Source organism: Burkholderia sp. MSMB1826, assembly GCF_001526325.1.
Lineage (GTDB): Bacteria > Pseudomonadota > Gammaproteobacteria > Burkholderiales > Burkholderiaceae > Burkholderia.
The window spans coordinates 223,410-241,005 of the sequence record NZ_LOYN01000050.1; the positions used below are offsets into that span (position 1 = coordinate 223,410).

Here is a 17,596-nt window from a genome sequence, read left to right on the forward strand (position 1 = left end):
CCCCCTTTGTCACCCGGTAAATTTTCCACTAATCAATAACAGTTGTTTTAACGACACCGGAAACGTTGCCTCGACGAGCACAGCTCATCGCATATCCGTCCATCCAGGCCAACAACGCATCCATGCCGAAACCCCGCCCGTACGGGGCCTCCCGCCCCACAATCAAACGCCGCCCGCTCCCGTCGGATAACCGCGCGCCTGTTGCCCCGCACACCGATTCGTCAGTGCCTGCCGCCCGATCCGCCTGTCTCCCGGCGTGATCGCGAGTCAAATATAGGCCCGAGTCGCAAACGTTTTCCATCGGCCGGGTATTTTTTGGCAAAACTCAATACTCTTTCATTCACATTAATTCATTGGCGCGCGAGATGAAAATGATTCTCTTTAAATAAATCACGAAAATCATTAAGAAAGGCAAAAAAATCAAATTCCCCGGTGCAGGTTTTTTAGCGAATCTGCTTTAATTGGTTCAGATTCGCTGCATTGCCTTTCCGTCTCGCGGGCGATAACGAGGTATCCAACGGAGAACTTCACGATGGTGACGTTGAACATCAACAACCGGCCGGCCGAGATCGACGCCGATCCGTCGACACCGGTGCTCTGGGTGCTGCGCGACAACCTCGGGCTGACCGGCACCAAGTTCGGATGCGGCACCGGCGACTGCGGCGCCTGCACCGTCCACGTCGACGGCCGCCCGGCCCGAAGCTGCACGCTCGCGCTGTCGGCGGTCGGCAGCGCGCGCATCACGACGTCCGAACATCTCGCCGACGATGCGGTCGGCAAGGCCGTCCTCGACGCATGGATCCGGCACGACGTCGCGCAATGCGGCTACTGCCAGAGCGGCCAGATGATGAGTGCGGCCGGCCTGCTGCGCGGCAACAAGGCGCCGACCGATGCCGACATCGATCGCGCGATGGCCGGCAACCTGTGCCGTTGCGCGACCTACCAGCGCATCCGCGCCGCGATTCACGATGCGGCTCACGCGCTCGCCTGAGCCTGCCCGGAGACTGTGACCATGCGTATCCGCACTTTCGGGCGCCCGGCAAGCGCCGACACCGCCCATCGCGACGCGCCGCCCGCCACCGGAGCCGATGCTCCGATGCTCGGCCGGCGCGGCTTCCTGAAGCTGACGATGGCGGCAAGCGGCTGCCTCGCGCTCGGCATCGCGCCGACGCGCGCCGCGGCGCAAGCGGGCAAGACCTCGCCGGCTTCGCCACCGCAAGCATTCCTGATCATTGCGCCCGACAACATCGTGACCGTCGCCGTCAACCGGACGGAATCCGGCCAGGGCGTCAGCACCGCGCTGCCGATGGCGCTGGCCGACGAGCTCGACGCCGACTGGCGCAACGTGCGCACCGTGCTCGCGCCGGCCGGCGAGCCGTACAAGGATCCGGTGACGGGCATCCAGATGACGGCCGGCTCGACGTCGGTCAATCACTCGTTCGCGCAATACCGCGAACTCGGCGCGTCCGCCCGCGCGATGCTCGTCGCGGCGGCCGCGCAGCGCTGGAACGTCGATCCCGCCACGTGCCGGACCGCGAATGGCGTCGTGACGTCGGGCAATTACCGTGCGACCTACGGCGAGCTCGCGCCGGCCGCGATGGCGATGCCGGTCCCGCAGCGGGTGCCGTTGAAGTCGCCGGACCAGTTCCGCCTGATCGGCAAGCCGACACCGCGCGTCGACGCGCGCGCGATGCTCGACGGCACGCTCAAATACGGGATGGACTGGCGCCTGCCGGACACGATGGTGGCCGTGGTCGCGCGCCCGCCGCGCTTCGGCGGCAAGGTCGCGAGCTACGACGCGGCGGCGGCCCGGGCCGTCAAGGGCGTGGTCGAGGTCGTCGAGATCCCGACCGATCGCGGCGGCACCGGCGTGGCCGTGATCGCGAACGGCTACTGGCCGGCCAAGCTCGGCCGCGATGCGCTGAAGGTGACGTGGAAGGACGCCGGCTCGACCGTCACGTCCGCCGAACAGATGCAGGCGTACAAGCAGCTCGCCGGCACGCCGGGGACCGTGGTGCGCACGGCCGATGCCGGCAGCGCGCCGCCGGCGGCGACGCGGATCCAGAAGGACTACGAATTTCCGTATCTGGCGCATGCGGCGATGGAACCGCTCAGCTGCACGGTCGACGTCGGGCCGGCGAACTGCGCGTGCGGGATCAAGATCTGGGGCGGCTCGTCGCTGCAGACCGCCGACCGCGCGGCCGTCGCGAAGGCGCTCGGCGTCGCGCCGGAGAAAGTCCAGATCTTTACGCTGACGACGGGCGGCGACTACGGCCGGCGCTCGACGCCCACGTCGGACTACGTGGTCGAGGCCGCCCGCGTGTCGTCCGCGTACCTCGCCGCCGGCCATCTCGGCCCGGTCAAGACGATCTGGACGCGCGAGGACGATCTGCGCGGCGGCTATTACCGCCCGATGGTACTGCATCGCGTCGACATCGGCGTCGACGGCAGCGGCGCCGTGCGCGACTGGCAGCACGTCGTCGTCGGCCAGTCGGTGCTGAAGGGCTCGCCGCTCGAGCGCACGGCGATGCTCCGGCGCGGCACCGATCCCAGCCTGACCGACGGCGTCGCGAACAGCCCGTACGGCTTCCCGATGCAGGTATCGGTCCATCAGACCGACGTCGACGTGCCGGTCCAGTCGTGGCGTTCGGGCGGCCATACGCATACGGCGTTCGTGATGGAAACGCTGGTCGACGAACTCGCGCACGCGGCGCGCCAGGACCCGGTCGCGTACCGGATGGCGCGGCTGGCCGGCCCCGAGCATGCGCCGCATCGCCAGGCGCTCGCGCTGGCCGTCGACAAGTCCGGCTACGGCACGCGCACGCTGCCGGCCGGGCACGCATGGGGCGTCGCGATGCACGAAACGGCCGGCTCGGTCGTCGCGTACGTGACGGAGGTGTCGATCGAGGCGCAGCAGCCGCGCGTGCATCGCGTGACGGCAGGCGTGTATGCGGGCCGCATCGTCAACCCGACCGGTGCGGAAGCGCAGATCCAGGGCGGCGCGCTGTTCGGTCTCGCGACGACGAAGCCGGGTTTCGCGATCGACGTCGACCACGGCGCGGTGCGCAACGCCGGTTTCGCCGACTATCCGCCCGTGCGCATGCAGGAAGCGCCGCCGGTGGACGTCTTCTTCGTGCCGTCGGACGCCCAGCCGACCGGGTTGAGCGACGCCGGCGTACCGCCGATCGCGCCGGCGGTGGCCAACGGCGCGTTCGTGCTGACCGGCGAACGGATGCGTGCGTTGCCGTTCGCGCCGATGCTGGTCGCATCGGCCGCGCCCGCGATGCCGGAGGCCCCTGCTGCGGCCGTCGAAGAGGATCCGTACGGCGACCTGCCGGCCGGCGGTTGCCGGATTCCGCACAAGGTCAAGCGGGCCGCGTTGAAGCCCAAGGCCGACCAAAGCCACGCAGGCGTCGGCCAGGCACCCGCCGTGCCGAAATTCCTGCGGCCGAAACGGCGCGCCGGGATTCCGTGCATCGAGGATCTGAAGAAAGGCACGGTGTGACGTAGACGATCCGGCGCGCGATCGATACCGGCAGTCGTTTTCAGTGACGCGCCGCGCGCCGGCCGCCCCGATACGGGGCGCCGCCGCTTCGAGCGGTTAGCAGTAGGGGGCAGCCGCGAAGGCGGTGGACTACGGCTTGTTCCATGGCCGACCATGGGTCCAGGATGCCTCGACGCCGCTATGGTCGACCTGTCTCGCGGCGCCGCCCGGGGAGGAAGCCTCCATGAAGCCTGTTGCCGTGCCGGCCGCCGGATCGCCCGGGGCCGGCACGCAAGATCGCGATCGATGCAGGTAAAGCCGCCGCGCCTCGCCGCTCACTGCGCGATGCCGACGAACGTCGGCAGCAGCACGCGATAGACGTGAATCATCGCCGGGCCGAGCAGCACCATCATCAGCGCGGGGAAGATGCAGAAAATCAGCGGGAACAGCAGCTTCAGCGCGATCTTCGCCGCGCGTTCCTCCGCGCGCATCCGGCGCCGCGTGCGCAGCATGTCCGACAGCACGCGCAGCGATTCGCCGATGCTCGTGCCGAACCGGTCGGCCTGGATCAGCATCGCGCAGAACGATTCGATGTCCTCCACGCCGGTGCGCAGCGCGAGATTGCGCAGCGCCGTCTCCTTCGTGAAGCCGGAGCGCATCTCGAGCAGCAGCAGGTCGAGCTCGCTCGCGACCACCTCGCTGCGAAACCGCAGCTCCTCGCTCACCTTCATCAGGGCCGCGTCGAGCCCGAGCCCCGCCTCGACGCACACCGTCAACAAGTCGAGCGCGTCCGGGAAATCCTCGAAGATCTTCTGCTGGCGCACCTTGGCCCGTTGCGACAGCACGACGTTCGGGATGTAGTAGCCGATGCCGGCGAGCGCCACGAGGATCACCGACAGCAGCGCACGCTCGTCGCCGAGCGGCGTCGTGATCAGCACCAGCAGCGCCGCGCACGGCAGGCCGAGCGCGAGCATCGTCTTCGCGGTGAAATACAGCGCGGCCGCGCTCTGGTTGCGCCATCCGGCGTTCATCAGCCGGATGCGCAGCGGCGAATTCTCCCACCCCTCCTTCGGCACCGACAGCTTCGAGATCGGGGTGGACAGCTCGACCAGCTTCGCGACCCAGCGCGACGCCATGTCGTCGCCCTGACCCGGGCCGGCGACGGCACCCGCCCCGGCCCCGCCGGCCTGCTGGATCCGGCGCTGGATGCCGCGCGGCGCGAACAGCAGCATCGCGACGAGCACGCCGCCGGCCACGACGATGAACAAGCCGCCCAGCATCACGGCCTGGACCACGCTCAGGTTTTGCATGACAGCCTCGCAACGGTTCGTTATTCGGCTCGCGCGTCAGACGCGAATACGGACGATACGACGGATCCAGAACAGGCCGAACAGCATCGACACCAGCATCGTGCCGACCATCCGGATCCCGGCCGGATCCTCCCAGAGCACCGACAGGAACTCGCGGTTCAGCAGCGCCATCACCGCCGCGGTGCCGAACGGCAAGAGCCCGAGAATCCACGCCGACAGCCGCCCTTCCGCCGACAGCACGCGCACCTTGTCGAACAGCTTGAAACGCTCGCGGATCAGCCCGGCGATGCTGTCGAGCAGCTCGGCCAGGTTGCCGCCCGTCTCGCGCTGGATCAGCACCGCGATCACGAAGTAGCGCAGATCCTGCACCGGTACGCGCGTCGCGAGATTCATCAGCGCGTCGTGCAGCGACACGCCGTAGTTGACCTCGTCGAACGTGACGCGGAATTCGCCGCCCATCGGCTCGGAAAACTCGTCGCCGACCATCCCGAGCGTGCTCGTGAACGAATGCCCGGAGCGCAGCGCGCGCGCGATCATGTCGCAGATCTCCGGCAACTGCCGCTCGAGCTTGCGCAGCCGGCGCGCGCGGCAGCGCAGCACGTACATCATCGGCATCCACCCGGCGAACAGCGCGATCGGCACCGCGGCAAGTTGCGGCAACCGCGCGAAGCTCGCCACGAACCACGCGAGCGCCGCGAACGTCGCGCCGAGCGTGATCAGCTTCGGCAGCGTCCAGTCGAGGCCCGACTGCTGGATCACGAGATCGAGCGCGTGCACGCGCGGCAGCCGCAGCAGCAGCCGGTCGAACGGTTTCGACTCGTCGAGCATCCGCTTCTTCAGGATCGACAGCCGCTCCTGCTGGACGTTGCCGCCGGCCGACATCGCGCGGATGCGCGATTCGATCCGGCGCGCGGCGGCGCCGTGCCGCGCGTTCCACCATTGATAGACGCCTTCGATCGACAGCACGACCGCGACGAAGGTGAGAATCACAAAACCGTAAAAGATCGCATTCATGAGGCCTCCCCGGCAGCGCACGGCGCCCTGGCGTCAGTCCGTCTCGTAACGCACGGACGGGTCGTACAGCGAATCCGGCAGGTCGATGCCGAACGCCTGCAGCCGCTCGACGAACTTCGGCCGCACGCCGGTCGCGCAGAAGTGGCCGCGCACCGACCCGTCGCGGTCCACGCCCGTGCGCTTGAACGTGAAGATCTCCTGCATGTTGATGATGTCGCCTTCCATCCCGGTCAGTTCCTGGATGCTGACGATCTTGCGCTTGCCGTCCGTGAGCCGCGCCGCCTGCACGACCACCGAGATCGCCGATGCGATCTGCTGGCGCATCGTCTTCGGCGGCAGCGTCAGGCCGGACACGCTGACCATGTTCTCGAGCCGCGTCAGCGCATCGCGCGGCGTGTTCGCGTGGATCGTCGCGAGCGAGCCTTCGTGGCCGGTGTTCATCGCGTTGAGCATGTCGAGCGCTTCGGCGCCGCGCACTTCGCCGAGGATGATCCGGTCCGGGCGCATCCGCAGCGCGTTGCGCACCAGCGTGCGCTGCGTGATCTCGCCCTTGCCTTCGATGTTCGGCGGCCGTGTTTCGAGCCGCAGCACGTGCGGCTGCTGCAGTTGCAGCTCGGCGGCGTCCTCGATCGTCACGATCCGCTCGTTGCGCGGAATGAAGCCGGACAGGATGTTGAGCAGAGTGGTCTTGCCGCTGCCGGTGCCGCCCGACACCAGCACGTTCACCTTCGCGCGCGCCAGCGCGTCGAGCAGTTCGGCCATCGGCGGCGTCAGGCTGTGGAAGCGCACCAGGTCGTCCATCTTCAGCGGGTTGACCGCGAAGCGCCGGATCGACATCAGCGGCCCGTCGATCGCGGACGGCGGGATGATCGCGTTCACGCGCGAGCCGTCCGGCAACCGCGCGTCGACCATCGGGCTCGATTCGTCGATACGGCGGCCGACGCGCGACACGATCTTCTCGATCACCTTCATCAGGTGCGCGTCGTCGTAGAACGTCACGTCGGTCAGTTCGAGCTGCCCGCAGCGCTCGACGTAGACTTGCCGGCAGGTGTTCACGAGGATGTCGGAAATGCCGGGGTCGCGCAGCAGCGCTTCGAGCGGGCCGAAGCCGAACATCTCGTCGTACACGTCGATCGCGAGTTGCCGCCGCTCGATGTCGTTCGCGGGCAGCCGTTCCTCGTCGAGGATGCGCGCGATCAGCGCGCCGATTTCCATGCGGACCTGGTCCTGATGCAGTCGCGACAGGCGTTCGAGCTCCACGCGCTCGAGCACGGCCAGGTGAATTTCGCGGCGCAGCTTCTGGTATGCGTCGCGCACCGACGAATGGGCCGGGCCGGCCGGCTCGCCGCCCGCCGCCATCGGCTGGGCCCGGTGCAAGGACATCTGTTCGCGCAATGACATGACGGTTCCCCGAAAGAATTACATCGACTTGAGCTTCGGCGTGGCCTTGCGGCCGAACAACCGGGACATCAACGGTTCGGTGCGCGTCGAGCTGCGTCCCGCGCGCACTTCGCCGTCGACGAGTTGCTTCGCATAGCCCTGCAATGCCCGTGCGACCGCCGAGCCGCGCGCGAGCCGCGACACCGGGTGGCCCTGGTTGATCGCTTCGAGCACGGTGTCGGCGTCGTCGGGAATCGTGCAGGCCGCATGCAGGCCGAGCACTTCCTCGAGCGCGGTGCGGGTCCGCTCGCTCGCGCGCGTCGCGCGGTTCACGATCAGCCGCAACTGGTCGGTCGAATAGCCGAGCGACACGAGGATCTCCAGCAGCCGGCGGCCGGCGCGCACGTGCGGCATCGCGGGCTGCAGCACGATCTGGATCTGGTCGCTGCGATCGAGCGCGACCATCGACAGCGGGTTGATGCCGACGCCGACGTCGAAGATCACGAAGTCGTAGCGCGGCGCGGCGACCCCGAGAATCCATTCGAGCGCGTCCTCGCGCACCTCGGCGGCCTTGACCGGGTCGCCGGCGCCGGCCAGCACGTGAAAATTTTCCGTCACGTGCGCGACGCTCGCGTCGAGAAACGCGCTGTCGAGCCGCTCGATCTGCGCGCACAGCTGCGGTAGCGACGACGGCGGGGTTTCGTCGCTGACGAGGAACGCCGCGTCGGCGAACTGCTGGTTCACGTCGATCAGCAGCACGCGGCGCTTGAAGCCCTCGGCGATCTCGAACGCGACGTTGCCGGCCGCGAAGCTCGTGCCGGCCCCGCCCTTGCACGACATGAACGACACGATCCGCGTGTCGTCGGTATCGCGCCGCGTGCTTTGCGCGGCCGCCCGTTCGAGCGCGTTGCCGAGCGCCTGCAAATCGAGCGGCCACTGCAGCACGTCGCGCGCGCCGGCGCGCATCGCGTCGAGCAGCACGTGCGGCGATGCGTCGGCCGTCACGAGGATGCAGGTCAGGCTCGCGTGCGCGCGGCAGATGCGCTCGATCGCCGCCAGCTCGAACGGGTCGAGCGACGTGCCGTCGATCAGCAGGACGTCGAACGCGTCGAGCCCGTCGGTGCGATGTTCGATCTGCGACGGGCGGCCGGTGGCGCGCGTCGTGCGATAGCGTCCGCTGTCGGCCACGAGACGCGCGATCTGCGAAAGCCGCGCGGTATCGTCGGAAGCGACGAGGATATTGATCATGTCGTGTGCCTCGTGTGTTCGATCAGTTGCAGGCGGAGCCGCCCGTCGCGGAGTTCAGGCTTTCGCGCGGCAGCGTCGTCGTGAACGGCGGCATCGTGACCGTGACGTTCACGAACGGAATCATGGTCTTGACGGTGACGTTCGTGACGCTCACCGTCACGAACGAGCACGTGTTGATGTCGCAACTCGACGGCGTGTAGTTGACCGAGACGTTCGCGTTCGACAGCAGCGGCAGCAGCGATCGCACGCGCTTCACGACGCCCGCGGCGTTCACGTCGCAGACCACCGCCGTGCGTGCGCCGAGGCGCACGGCTTCGCTCGCGGTGTTCCAGTAGAACAGCACGCGGCCGAATTCGAAGATGCCGATCAGCAGCACGATCAGCACCATCGCGATGAGGGCGAACTCGACGATCGCCGCGCCGCGCTGCGCGCGCCGGCGCGACCGCGGAAATTGGCGCGCGTTCATGACACCTGCCTCATCACGGTGACGATGTTGCCGAAGGTGATCGACGGCAGCGCCGGATACGCGGGAATCGGCTGGTACTTGTAGCCGCTGATCTTCACTTCGACGACGTTGATCGCGCCCGTGGCCGTCCCGCTTGCCGTGTTGTTGTCCGCGTCGTAGGTCGGCAGGTTCGCGAACTGCGCCGGGTCGGACGCATCGCTGCAGCCGGTCGTGCGCTGGGCGTCGCAGATCGTGACCATCGACGTCGTGAGCCCCGGCACCAGCTCGGTGCCCGACGTACCGCACGTCGTGCTGCCGTACACGACCAGACACTGCGCCTGCGACACCGGATACGCGCTGTCGGTCGGCAACCAGACCGACAGGTAGCGCGCCGCATCGCGGGTCGCCTTGGTCAGCGTCTCGTACTGGTAGATCGCCCGGCCGAACTCGGCCACGCCGGTCGCCAGCAGGATCATCGGCATCAGCACGAGCGCGAACTCGACGGCGACGGCGCCCCGGGTGCGCGAACGACGAATCGGCAGCTTCTTCATGACCGTCTCTCCGCTATTGAACGAGCATCGGCACCTGGGTGCCCGACGCGCTGCCGCTGCCCGGCAAGCCGTGCGTCGCGCACGGGTTGTTGCCGGAGACCGACGAGCCGAGGTATTCGAGGTGCGCGACGACCGTGCCGCTGCCGGCGCTGAACGGGAGCGGATCGAGCATCAGCACGCAATCCCATTGCGTGACGTGGACCTTGCCGCTGTTGCCCTTCAGCGTCGAACAGTCGCCTTCCGGCGCGAGCGCGAGGCGCCGGTCGCCGCCGTACGTCGTGTAGTTGCTCGCCGTCGCCGTGCCGTTGGTCGCGATGCCGCTGCCCGACGGCGGTGCACCGTCGCCCTGGTACGACTTGAAGCTCGCGCGGTCGGCCACGAACTGCGTGTACGCGTCACCCTTGATGCCCGCCGTTCCCGGCGGCCCGTAGTTCGGCCCGACATACGCGTAGCCGGTGAAGTCCGGCTGGCCGCTCGAGCCGTTCGCGCCGTTCGTATAGATGCCGAAACGCGTATTCCACGCGCGCTGCGACGCCGACTTCAGGCCGGTGGTGCTCAGGTCCGGCGGGCTCGTGATGTTGCAGGTATTGCCCGACAGCTCGCTCGCGAGCGTCGTCTCGCTCGTCGACCCGTCGAGCGCCGCCCAGCCGAAATTGCCGGGCCCGTAGGTCGACGACGACCCGGACGGCGACGAGATCCAGTCGCCGACCTTGTAGGCCGGATCGGACGGGCCACGGCACACGAACACGGGAATCGCACAGGTCGTCTGCCCGCCGCCGACGGTCGCGATCGCGCTCGCCGACACTTCCGCCGCATTCGCGAGCTTCGTGCCCGGCAGCACGTTCAGCACTTCGATGAACCAGTGGGCGATGTTGCTCAGCGTCGCGGTGCACTGCACATACTTGATGTTCGACGGCTTCGTGACCGCATTCTTGGCCAGGAACGGGTCGCTCAGGGAATCGCTGAACGTGACGTTCGCGTTCGTCGACATCTGCACCGACTTCTTCTGGAAAAACACGAAATTCAGGTGGCCGGCCGCGATGCCGTCGGCTTCGGCCACCGACAGGCTGATCGCCGTCGTCAGGTCGCGCGCGGCGGACAGCGCGCAGGCATCGGCACTGTTCTGCAGTTCGCTGCGCGTGACGTACAGCTTGCCGAGATCCAGCGCGAGCCCGACGAATCCGATCATCACCGCCAGCGAAAGGCCGACGATGATCGCGACGGCGCCGCGCTGGCGGTGCAGGCTGCGACGCGTGACCTTCGGATAGCGGGCTGCGCTGTTCATGGCGTTCTCCCTGAGCGTGCCGTCGTTACTGGGTGGACTTGCCGATGCCGATCACGAACGCATTGGCGGGCGGCAGGGTCTGCTTGAACGACTTGTCGTAGTTGTCGAGCGCGGCCGCGGCGGCGGCGCCGTCGATCCCCGACGCCGACGCCGGATGTTCGCCGGCATGCGGATCGATGATCTGGGCGTGCATCACGGTGCGGACCGAGTCGCCGAAGCGGCTGTCCCACACCGGGGTCGACGACATGCAGCCGGCAAGCGCGAACGCGAGCGGGACGGCAAGCGCCGCGCGGCGCGCGAATACGAGGTAGGCGGATTTCATGAGCTTCCCCTTGGATGGCTTCAACGATCGGTGGACTGGGGTTCGGCGGCCGCACGCGCGATCTGCGCGTTGGGCGCCGCCGCGATCCGGTGCTTCGGTCGCGCCGCCGGCTGGGCCGACGGTTCGGGGGCCGCGGCCGCGAGGCGCGCGGCGGCGGCTTCGATGCGCGCGACACGCGCCGCGGTGGCCGGGTCGGACTGCGGCGCGGCGGCCGCGACCGGCGCCGGCGCCTTCGGCGGCTCGGCCGGTACCGGCGGCTGCACGTCGGCGTCTTGCGGCGCGCGCGGCGCGGGCAGCGCGGCCGGTGCGACCGGTGCTTCCGATTGCGGCGCCGGAGCGGGCGCCGGCGCCTGGGCCGGGGTCTGCGGGGCGACGGCCGCGCCGTTCGCGGGTTGCTTCGGCTGCGCGCCTGCCTTGCGCACGCCGCCGCGGCCTTCCATGTTGCCGGTCGCATACACGTCGGCTTCGTTCGGCTTCGAGAAGCTGTCGGTCGGCAGCGCGACGTCCGCGGTCTGCAGCGGCTTCACCAGGTGCGGCGTGATCAGGAAGATCAGCTCGGTGCGATCCTGCTGGAACGACGTGCTGCGGAACAGCGCACCGAGCACCGGCACTTCGCCGACACCCGGGATCGCCTTCAGCGCGCCGGTCGCGTTGTCCTTGATCAGCCCGCCGATCGCGAACGATTCGCCGTCGCTCATCTGCACCGTCGTCGACGCGCGCCGCGTCGTGATCAGCGGCAGGATCGACGTGCCGCCGATGTTGGACGCGCTCAGCGTGACGCCCGTCTGCGACAGCTCCGACACTTCCGGCGCGACTTTCAGGCTGATCCGGCCGTTGGCCAGCACCGTCGGCGTGAACTTCAGCGCCACGCCGAATTCCTCTTCCTGCAGCGTGATCGACGAGACGCCGTTGCTGCCGCTCTGCGGGATCGGAATGAAGATCCTGCCGCCCGCGAGGAACGTCGCTTCCTGGCCGCTGATCGTCACGAGGTTCGGCTCCGCGAGGATCTTGACGAGGTTGTCGGTGTTCTGCGCGTCGGCCGCGATGCTGAACGGCTTGTTGTTCGCCTTGTTGAACACGGCGCCGCTCGCGACGCCCGCGAGCAGGTTGCTGACCAGCGCGCCGCTCCACGAACCGAAGCCGCCCTGGATGTTGAATGCGCTGCCCATCTGGTTGATCAGCGTCTTCGACACCTCGGCCACCTTCACCTCGAGCATGACCTGCTGCGGCGACGTGACGTTCAGCATGTTGAGCACGCCGCCGCCCTGCTTGCCGCCGCCCGCCGCATCGCCCGCGCTGTCGCCGTACGCGTGGGCGATCTGCACGGCCTGCTGCGCGGCCTGCGAACTCGACACCGTGCCGGCGAGCACGATCGTGCCGGCCGCGGTCGACACATGAATGTCGCGCTCGTTCGGCATCAGTTGCAGCAGCGACGCCTGCAGGCCGCCGGCGTCCGCGCCGACCGCGACGTCGATCACGCGGCATGCGCCGCTCCTGCCCTGCACGATCATGTTGGTCGTGCCGACCGCGAGCCCGAGGATGTACAGCGTCTGCGGCGACACCATCGTCGCCTGCGCGACGGCCGGATTGCCGATCGTCCGGTTGCGGACCGGCTCGGGCATCGGCACCAGCAGCGACTTGCCGAGCGGCACGGCGACGCTGGTCGATTCGCGCACGGCGCCGACGCAGTTCGGCCCGCGCAGCGGCCCCGCCGACGCGGCGGGCGCGGCGGCCGGCATCGGCGCCATGCTGATCGTCATCTGCATCGGCCCCTTGCCGACCGCGGCCGGCGCGCTGGCGCCGCCCTTCGTCAGCACCGCCGATTCGACGCCTTCCTGCGCGAGTGCGCCATACACGGTCAGCCATCCCGAACAAAGGATCGCGGCCATCGTCGTACCCCGTGCGACGCGTGTGCGTAGCGGGCCGGTACCTGTGCGTTGCGGTTTGATCTTCATTTCGTCTGATCCCCCGAGAGACCGGCGCCGTGCCGGTTATCGACTTCCAAGGCCGCCGCGCGTTGCCGGCGGCCGATCTGTTGGTCTGTCTATATGGATGACTTCAGAAACATTCGACGCTGCCTTTCACGCCGGTCAGCACGCCGACGCAATCGCGCCGCGCTTCCGGCGCCGCATGCGACGCGACGTGCACGCGGACCGGCCGCGCGCGAACGGGCGCCGGCTGCGCTTCGGGTGCGGGCGCCTTGCCGAGCAGCGTCAGCTTGGTCGCGCCGTCCGTGTTCAGCGTCTTCTGGTCGACCTGATTGCGCAGCACGAGCGACAGCGTGCCGACGCTGCGTGCGACGTCGAGCCGTTCGGCCTGCTCGGGCGTGACTTCCAGCGTCACCGCGTTGACCACCTTCGGCGCCGTGTCGTCGCGGCTCACCTGCTGCGCGACGGCGAGCACGAGGATGTGCTCGAGCACGATCTTGGAGATGCTCTGCCCGTCGGTCTTGCCCTGCTGTTCCTGCGTGTTGACGATCACGTCGACGTAGTTGCCCGGCAGCGCGAAGCCGGCGACGCCGACCACGTCGTTCACGCGCACCGTGATCGCGCGGCTGCCGTCGGCGATCACCGCGGACAGCCCACCCTTCGTGCCGACCGGCGCGAGCTTCGACTCGATCACCGGCTCGCCGCGCGCGAGGCTGGTGCGCACGACGCGCCCTTCGAGCGCCTTCGTATCGGTGAACGCGCCGGTCGGCACGCTGCCCGACGGCCAGCTCACCATGTGGATCTGGTTCGGCCCGAGCGGCTCGCCCAGGTTCAGGTCGGTGCTGGCGACCGCAACGGACGTGACCGAGCTCGTGGACGTCTGTACCAGCCAGTGGGACGCGAACACGACCGCGGCAAGACCCGCGATCATCGCGACGATCAGCATCATGAGCGCTCGACTGTTTTTCATGGCAATGCTCCTCGACGAATCGTGAAAGAAACCGCTCAACCGGTGACGAACGTACGGCCTCCGCGCTCGACGGGCGGCGGATGGCTGCCGTCCCGCTCGGGCGCCGCACCGAAGTAACTCGCCCATGCGTCGTACAGCGCGTCGTGCGTCACCTCGGGCGGATCGCCGCGATAACGCGCGCCGGCGGCCACGAGGCGCAGCAGGTCCGCCGGAAAGCACGCGAGAAACGCCTTGCCGGTCGGCAGGTGCAGCCGATGCAGCAGGAAGTCGAACGCATCGCTCGCCGACACGAGCCCGAGCGATGCGCAGGCCGCGTCGTACACCGCGCGGTAGTCGTCGATCGACATCGCGCCGACGTGCAGCTTCGAGCCGAGGCGGCGCATGAACGCGTCGTCGCAGAACTGCTCCGGCGCCAGGTTGCTCGAGAACACCGGCCATACGTCGAACGGCAGCACGAAGCGGTTGCCGGATTCGAGCGTCATGAAATCGACGCCGCGATCGAGCGGACGCAGCCAGCGATTGAGCAGGTCCCGCGGCTCGACGCGCTGGCGGCCGAGATCGTCGACGACGTACATGCCCATGTTCGCCTTCATGTGCGGCGGCGCCTGGTAGAAGCCGGCCGCTTCGTCGCGACGCAGGTCGAGCTCGTCGAGCGTCAGCTCGCCGCCCGACATCACGACCGGCCGCCGGCACAGGCGCCAGCGGCGATCGACCGACTGGCCGCCGCCCGCGGCTTGCGCGTCGACGTGCACGAGCGGGTCGTAGACCTGGATCACTTCGCCGGCCGCACAGATCGCGTGCGGCACCGGCACGCGGCCGTGCATCAGCGCGCCGAGCCGCTCGGCGAGAAAGGTCTTGCCGCTGCCGGCCGGGCCGTAGATCAGCAGCGGCCGGCCCGCGTTCAGCGCGGCGGCGGCCGCATCGAGCACCGCCGTGTCGATCACGACGCCTTCGAACGCCGCCCACACGTCGCTCTGGCCGATGTGCAGCTTGCGCACCGAATGCGCGGCCACGCTCGCGAGATACGCGTCGAGCGTCACCGGCGCAGGCCCGCTGTAGCCGCTGCGTTCCCGTTCCTCGAGTGCGAGCACGCGGCCCGCATCGGTCAGGCGGAACGTCACGTCGAGATCGGTCGCGCCGCGATGGGTGAGCTCGACGAGATGCTCGCGCACCAGGAACGCAAAGACCTCGTCGAGCACCGCGAGCGGCAGGCAGTGCCGCTCGACCAGGTCGCCGTACGACGGGCGGCCGAGCACCAGCGTCGACTTCAGCACGAGGCCGGCGACGAACGCCATGCCGAGCCCCGTTTCGGCGAGCGAGCGCGGCGCCGACGGCAGTTGCGCGCCCAGCTTCGTATGGACCTCCCGCGACGGCGGCGGATCGGGCAGGCGTGCCACCTGCGCGTCGCGTCTCGGTTCGGTGTGGTTCGTGTTCATGATCGTTGCGTCCTCGTTGCGTCTTCGTTGCGGATCCGCCGCGCTATGCGCACGACGCGAACAGCATGCCCAGCGTGCCGGCCGCGATCGCCACGCCGTACGGCAGCGTGCCGACCGAGACGATCTCGGCGGGGCCGTCGTCGGCCTCGGCGCGCGCCGCTGGCGAGCGCTGCACGATCAGCGTGCGCACGTTCGCCCACATCCGGCGCGTCCGCCCGCGCAGCAGCGCGTAGGCGACGGCGCCGATCCCGCCGGCCAGGAACGTGGCCAGCACGATGTAAAACGTCATTTCCGCGCCGACCCATGCGCCGATCGCGAGCATCAGCTTCACGTCGCCCGCCGCCATCCCGCGCAACAGGTAGAACGGCAGCAGCAGGCCGAAGCCGGTTGCGGCCCCGGCGAGCCAGCCGAGAACGCCCGCCGGCACGCCGTGCAACAGACACTGCGCAACCAGCGCGCCGGCCAGGCCGAGCAGAACGAGACGGTTCGGAATGCGACGGGTCGCGATGTCGGTGCTGGCCGCAGCGATCGCGAGCAGCGTCACGCACAACGGAACCGGGTAAGGCGGCGCAACGGGAAACATGGCGAACCTCGCGGATCGAATCGGTGGATCAGGAAGCCATCGCCAGCGCGGTGGTCACGGCGGTGGTCACGACGGCCGTCACGGCTGCGGCGATCATCTCGTACGCGTCGCCGAGCGAGCCCTTCAGCGTGACGACGCTGCCCAGTACCGCGATCGCGAACATCGACGCGAGCAACGCATATTCGATCGACGTCGCGCCTCGTTCGTCGGCGATCCAGCCACGTGCGGCACGCATGACGGCTTGCATGACAGTCTCCGGTTCCGGTTGATCGGATCGCCGGGGACGGCTCGAGCGCTGCACCAGCCGAGCCGTCCGCGGCATGCTCCATCAGATGGCTGCGACCGCCGAATCGAGGTCGTCGGCGATCGTGCTGAACACGGTCTTGAGGTCCTTGCCGACCGTCGACAGCGCGGCGATGATGCCGATGGCGATCAGGGCGGCGATCAGGCCGTATTCGATGGCCGTCACGCCGTCTTCATCGCGTACGAAACGGCTGACTTGCTGAACGAGCTTGGACATGATGATCTCCTTGCGTAGTCACTTTCAAAGCCCTCGCGTGCCGGCAGGATCGAATGATCCGGCATCGATACGTCGAGGCAGGTTGTTGATGCCGTGTGGTGTCGACGAACAATTCGGAGGAGCCGTTCGCCGTACCGTTCGTCAAATCGCCGCCACGATCGAATCCAGATCGTCTGCCACCGTGCTGAAGACGGTTTTCAGATCCGTACCGACCGTCGTCAGCGCGGCGACGATGCCGATCGCGATCAGTGCGGCGATCAGGCCGTATTCGATGGCCGTCACACCGTCCTGATCGTCGACGAACCAGGCGATCTTTTCGATGATTCTCGACATGAGCACTCTCCTTTCGGACTACTATGAAATACCCTTCGTCGGTCAGGACGTCGGGGGCTGGCACCACCGGCACTACTCTGGAAATCGGAAGCCGACGATCAGTCGCGGAAACGGGGCGGACCGCCCCTGTCCGTGCGAACAGGTACCGGCGAGACGGAGCACGAGAGACGCGTGTACGGTTCGACCGGCCGGACGAACCGGGCAGGTCGAGCGACCGGAGCGGCACGGCGGCCGTTCGACGCATGGAATTCGATTGAACGAGAGACGAGCTCCCGGCAAAGCAGCAATGTGTCTTTAACGCGGCTTGCGAACCGCGATGCGCTGTGGTCTTTCATTTTTATTCCCCATGTACTGCCATGCCGATTTCTTATTGCCCTGAAGCAACCGGGTCTCTCGGGCCGTTCGACGACGATTCCCGCGGGTGACCGAACTGGAGCGGCGTGTTCCCCGACGCGCTCCGGCCGGTCTTTTCCCCAGGTGATTCACGAACCGGTTGCGCGGCGTTTCTGTCTGAACCGTCCGGTCGTCAAATCGTCGACTGCCGTGCCAACGCTTACGCAAAGAGCGGACCATCCCGGGCGAAATCGAGGCGCGGCAAGGGTTCCGGCGATCCGCACGCCCTCCCGCCAAACGTCCGGCTGCCTAAATGTTTCAACTTTGATATATGCGGTTCGAGCGCATGCGGTCGGCGTGAAACCCCGTCGCCGCGCTGCACAAAGGGCCCAAAAAATTTTCTCGGGATTTTCCCGAACGCGGCGGGCCGCGCGTGCGGATCGGGTCCGGCGGC

At 68.2% G+C, this 17,596-nt stretch carries 17 protein-coding genes; 2 read left to right on the forward strand and 15 right to left on the reverse strand.

Annotated elements, in window-relative coordinates; translation table 11 throughout:
- Nucleotides 1–532 precede the first annotated feature (532 nt).
- Both WS95_RS28750 and WS95_RS28755 read left to right on the forward strand, forming a co-directional pair.
- Entirely contained in the window at nucleotides 533–991 is a 459-nt protein-coding gene (locus WS95_RS28750; RefSeq protein ID WP_034209056.1) for a (2Fe-2S)-binding protein, read from the forward strand.
- Nucleotides 992–1,012: 21 nt separating this feature from the next.
- Nucleotides 1,013–3,505, forward strand: a complete 2,493-nt coding sequence (locus WS95_RS28755) for a xanthine dehydrogenase family protein molybdopterin-binding subunit (RefSeq protein ID WP_059827431.1) — start codon at nucleotides 1,013–1,015, stop codon at nucleotides 3,503–3,505.
- Nucleotides 3,506–3,819: 314 nt separating this feature from the next.
- On the opposite strand, the gene WS95_RS28760 is transcribed toward WS95_RS28755, so the two are convergent.
- The 15 genes from WS95_RS28760 to WS95_RS28830 all read right to left on the reverse strand — a co-directional run bounded on the left by WS95_RS28760 (nucleotide 3,820) and on the right by WS95_RS28830 (nucleotide 16,809).
- A complete protein-coding gene (locus WS95_RS28760) occupies nucleotides 3,820–4,794 on the reverse strand; it encodes a type II secretion system F family protein (RefSeq protein ID WP_034209054.1) in 975 nt (324 codons plus the stop codon).
- Nucleotides 4,795–4,830: 36 nt separating this feature from the next.
- Complete coding sequence (locus WS95_RS28765) at nucleotides 4,831–5,808, reverse strand: type II secretion system F family protein (RefSeq protein ID WP_059827433.1); 978 nt, start codon at nucleotides 5,806–5,808, stop codon at nucleotides 4,831–4,833.
- Between the two features lie 33 nt (nucleotides 5,809–5,841).
- A complete protein-coding gene (locus WS95_RS28770) occupies nucleotides 5,842–7,209 on the reverse strand; it encodes a CpaF family protein (protein ID WP_034209052.1) in 1,368 nt (455 codons plus the stop codon).
- Nucleotides 7,210–7,227: 18 nt separating this feature from the next.
- Complete coding sequence (locus WS95_RS28775; RefSeq protein ID WP_059827436.1) at nucleotides 7,228–8,436, reverse strand: AAA family ATPase; 1,209 nt, start codon at nucleotides 8,434–8,436, stop codon at nucleotides 7,228–7,230.
- 22 nt (nucleotides 8,437–8,458) lie between these two features.
- The gene (locus WS95_RS28780) at nucleotides 8,459–8,902 is read right to left on the reverse strand and encodes a TadE/TadG family type IV pilus assembly protein (RefSeq protein ID WP_059827437.1); all 444 of its coding nucleotides are present in this window, start codon (nucleotides 8,900–8,902) and stop codon (nucleotides 8,459–8,461) included.
- The gene (locus tag WS95_RS28785; protein ID WP_034209049.1) at nucleotides 8,899–9,432 is read right to left on the reverse strand and encodes a TadE/TadG family type IV pilus assembly protein; all 534 of its coding nucleotides are present in this window, start codon (nucleotides 9,430–9,432) and stop codon (nucleotides 8,899–8,901) included. The genes WS95_RS28780 and WS95_RS28785 overlap by 4 nt, the downstream gene beginning before the upstream one ends.
- 13 nt (nucleotides 9,433–9,445) lie before the next feature.
- Nucleotides 9,446–10,717 (reverse strand): pilus assembly protein TadG-related protein, encoded by a 1,272-nt coding sequence (locus WS95_RS28790; RefSeq protein WP_059827439.1) that lies wholly within the window; start codon nucleotides 10,715–10,717, stop codon nucleotides 9,446–9,448.
- 25 nt (nucleotides 10,718–10,742) lie between these two features.
- Nucleotides 10,743–11,039: a hypothetical protein gene (locus tag WS95_RS28795; RefSeq protein ID WP_059781679.1), complete on the reverse strand. Its 297-nt coding sequence runs from the start codon at nucleotides 11,037–11,039 to the stop codon at nucleotides 10,743–10,745.
- Nucleotides 11,040–11,059: 20 nt separating this feature from the next.
- Nucleotides 11,060–12,994: a type II and III secretion system protein family protein gene (locus WS95_RS28800; protein ID WP_059827441.1), complete on the reverse strand. Its 1,935-nt coding sequence runs from the start codon at nucleotides 12,992–12,994 to the stop codon at nucleotides 11,060–11,062.
- A 103-nt stretch (nucleotides 12,995–13,097) separates the two neighbouring features.
- Complete coding sequence (gene cpaB, locus WS95_RS28805) at nucleotides 13,098–13,937, reverse strand: Flp pilus assembly protein CpaB (RefSeq protein ID WP_059827443.1); 840 nt, start codon at nucleotides 13,935–13,937, stop codon at nucleotides 13,098–13,100.
- Between the two features lie 35 nt (nucleotides 13,938–13,972).
- Complete coding sequence (locus WS95_RS28810; RefSeq protein ID WP_059827445.1) at nucleotides 13,973–15,373, reverse strand: hypothetical protein; 1,401 nt, start codon at nucleotides 15,371–15,373, stop codon at nucleotides 13,973–13,975.
- A 43-nt stretch (nucleotides 15,374–15,416) separates the two neighbouring features.
- Complete coding sequence (locus WS95_RS28815; RefSeq protein WP_059827447.1) at nucleotides 15,417–15,956, reverse strand: A24 family peptidase; 540 nt, start codon at nucleotides 15,954–15,956, stop codon at nucleotides 15,417–15,419.
- A 28-nt stretch (nucleotides 15,957–15,984) separates the two neighbouring features.
- Nucleotides 15,985–16,203: a Flp family type IVb pilin gene (locus WS95_RS28820; RefSeq protein WP_059827449.1), complete on the reverse strand. Its 219-nt coding sequence runs from the start codon at nucleotides 16,201–16,203 to the stop codon at nucleotides 15,985–15,987.
- 81 nt (nucleotides 16,204–16,284) lie between these two features.
- A complete protein-coding gene (locus tag WS95_RS28825; RefSeq protein ID WP_034209041.1) occupies nucleotides 16,285–16,476 on the reverse strand; it encodes a Flp family type IVb pilin in 192 nt (63 codons plus the stop codon).
- A 141-nt stretch (nucleotides 16,477–16,617) separates the two neighbouring features.
- Complete coding sequence (locus WS95_RS28830; protein ID WP_059781685.1) at nucleotides 16,618–16,809, reverse strand: Flp family type IVb pilin; 192 nt, start codon at nucleotides 16,807–16,809, stop codon at nucleotides 16,618–16,620.
- Nucleotides 16,810–17,596: the final 787 nt, after the last annotated feature.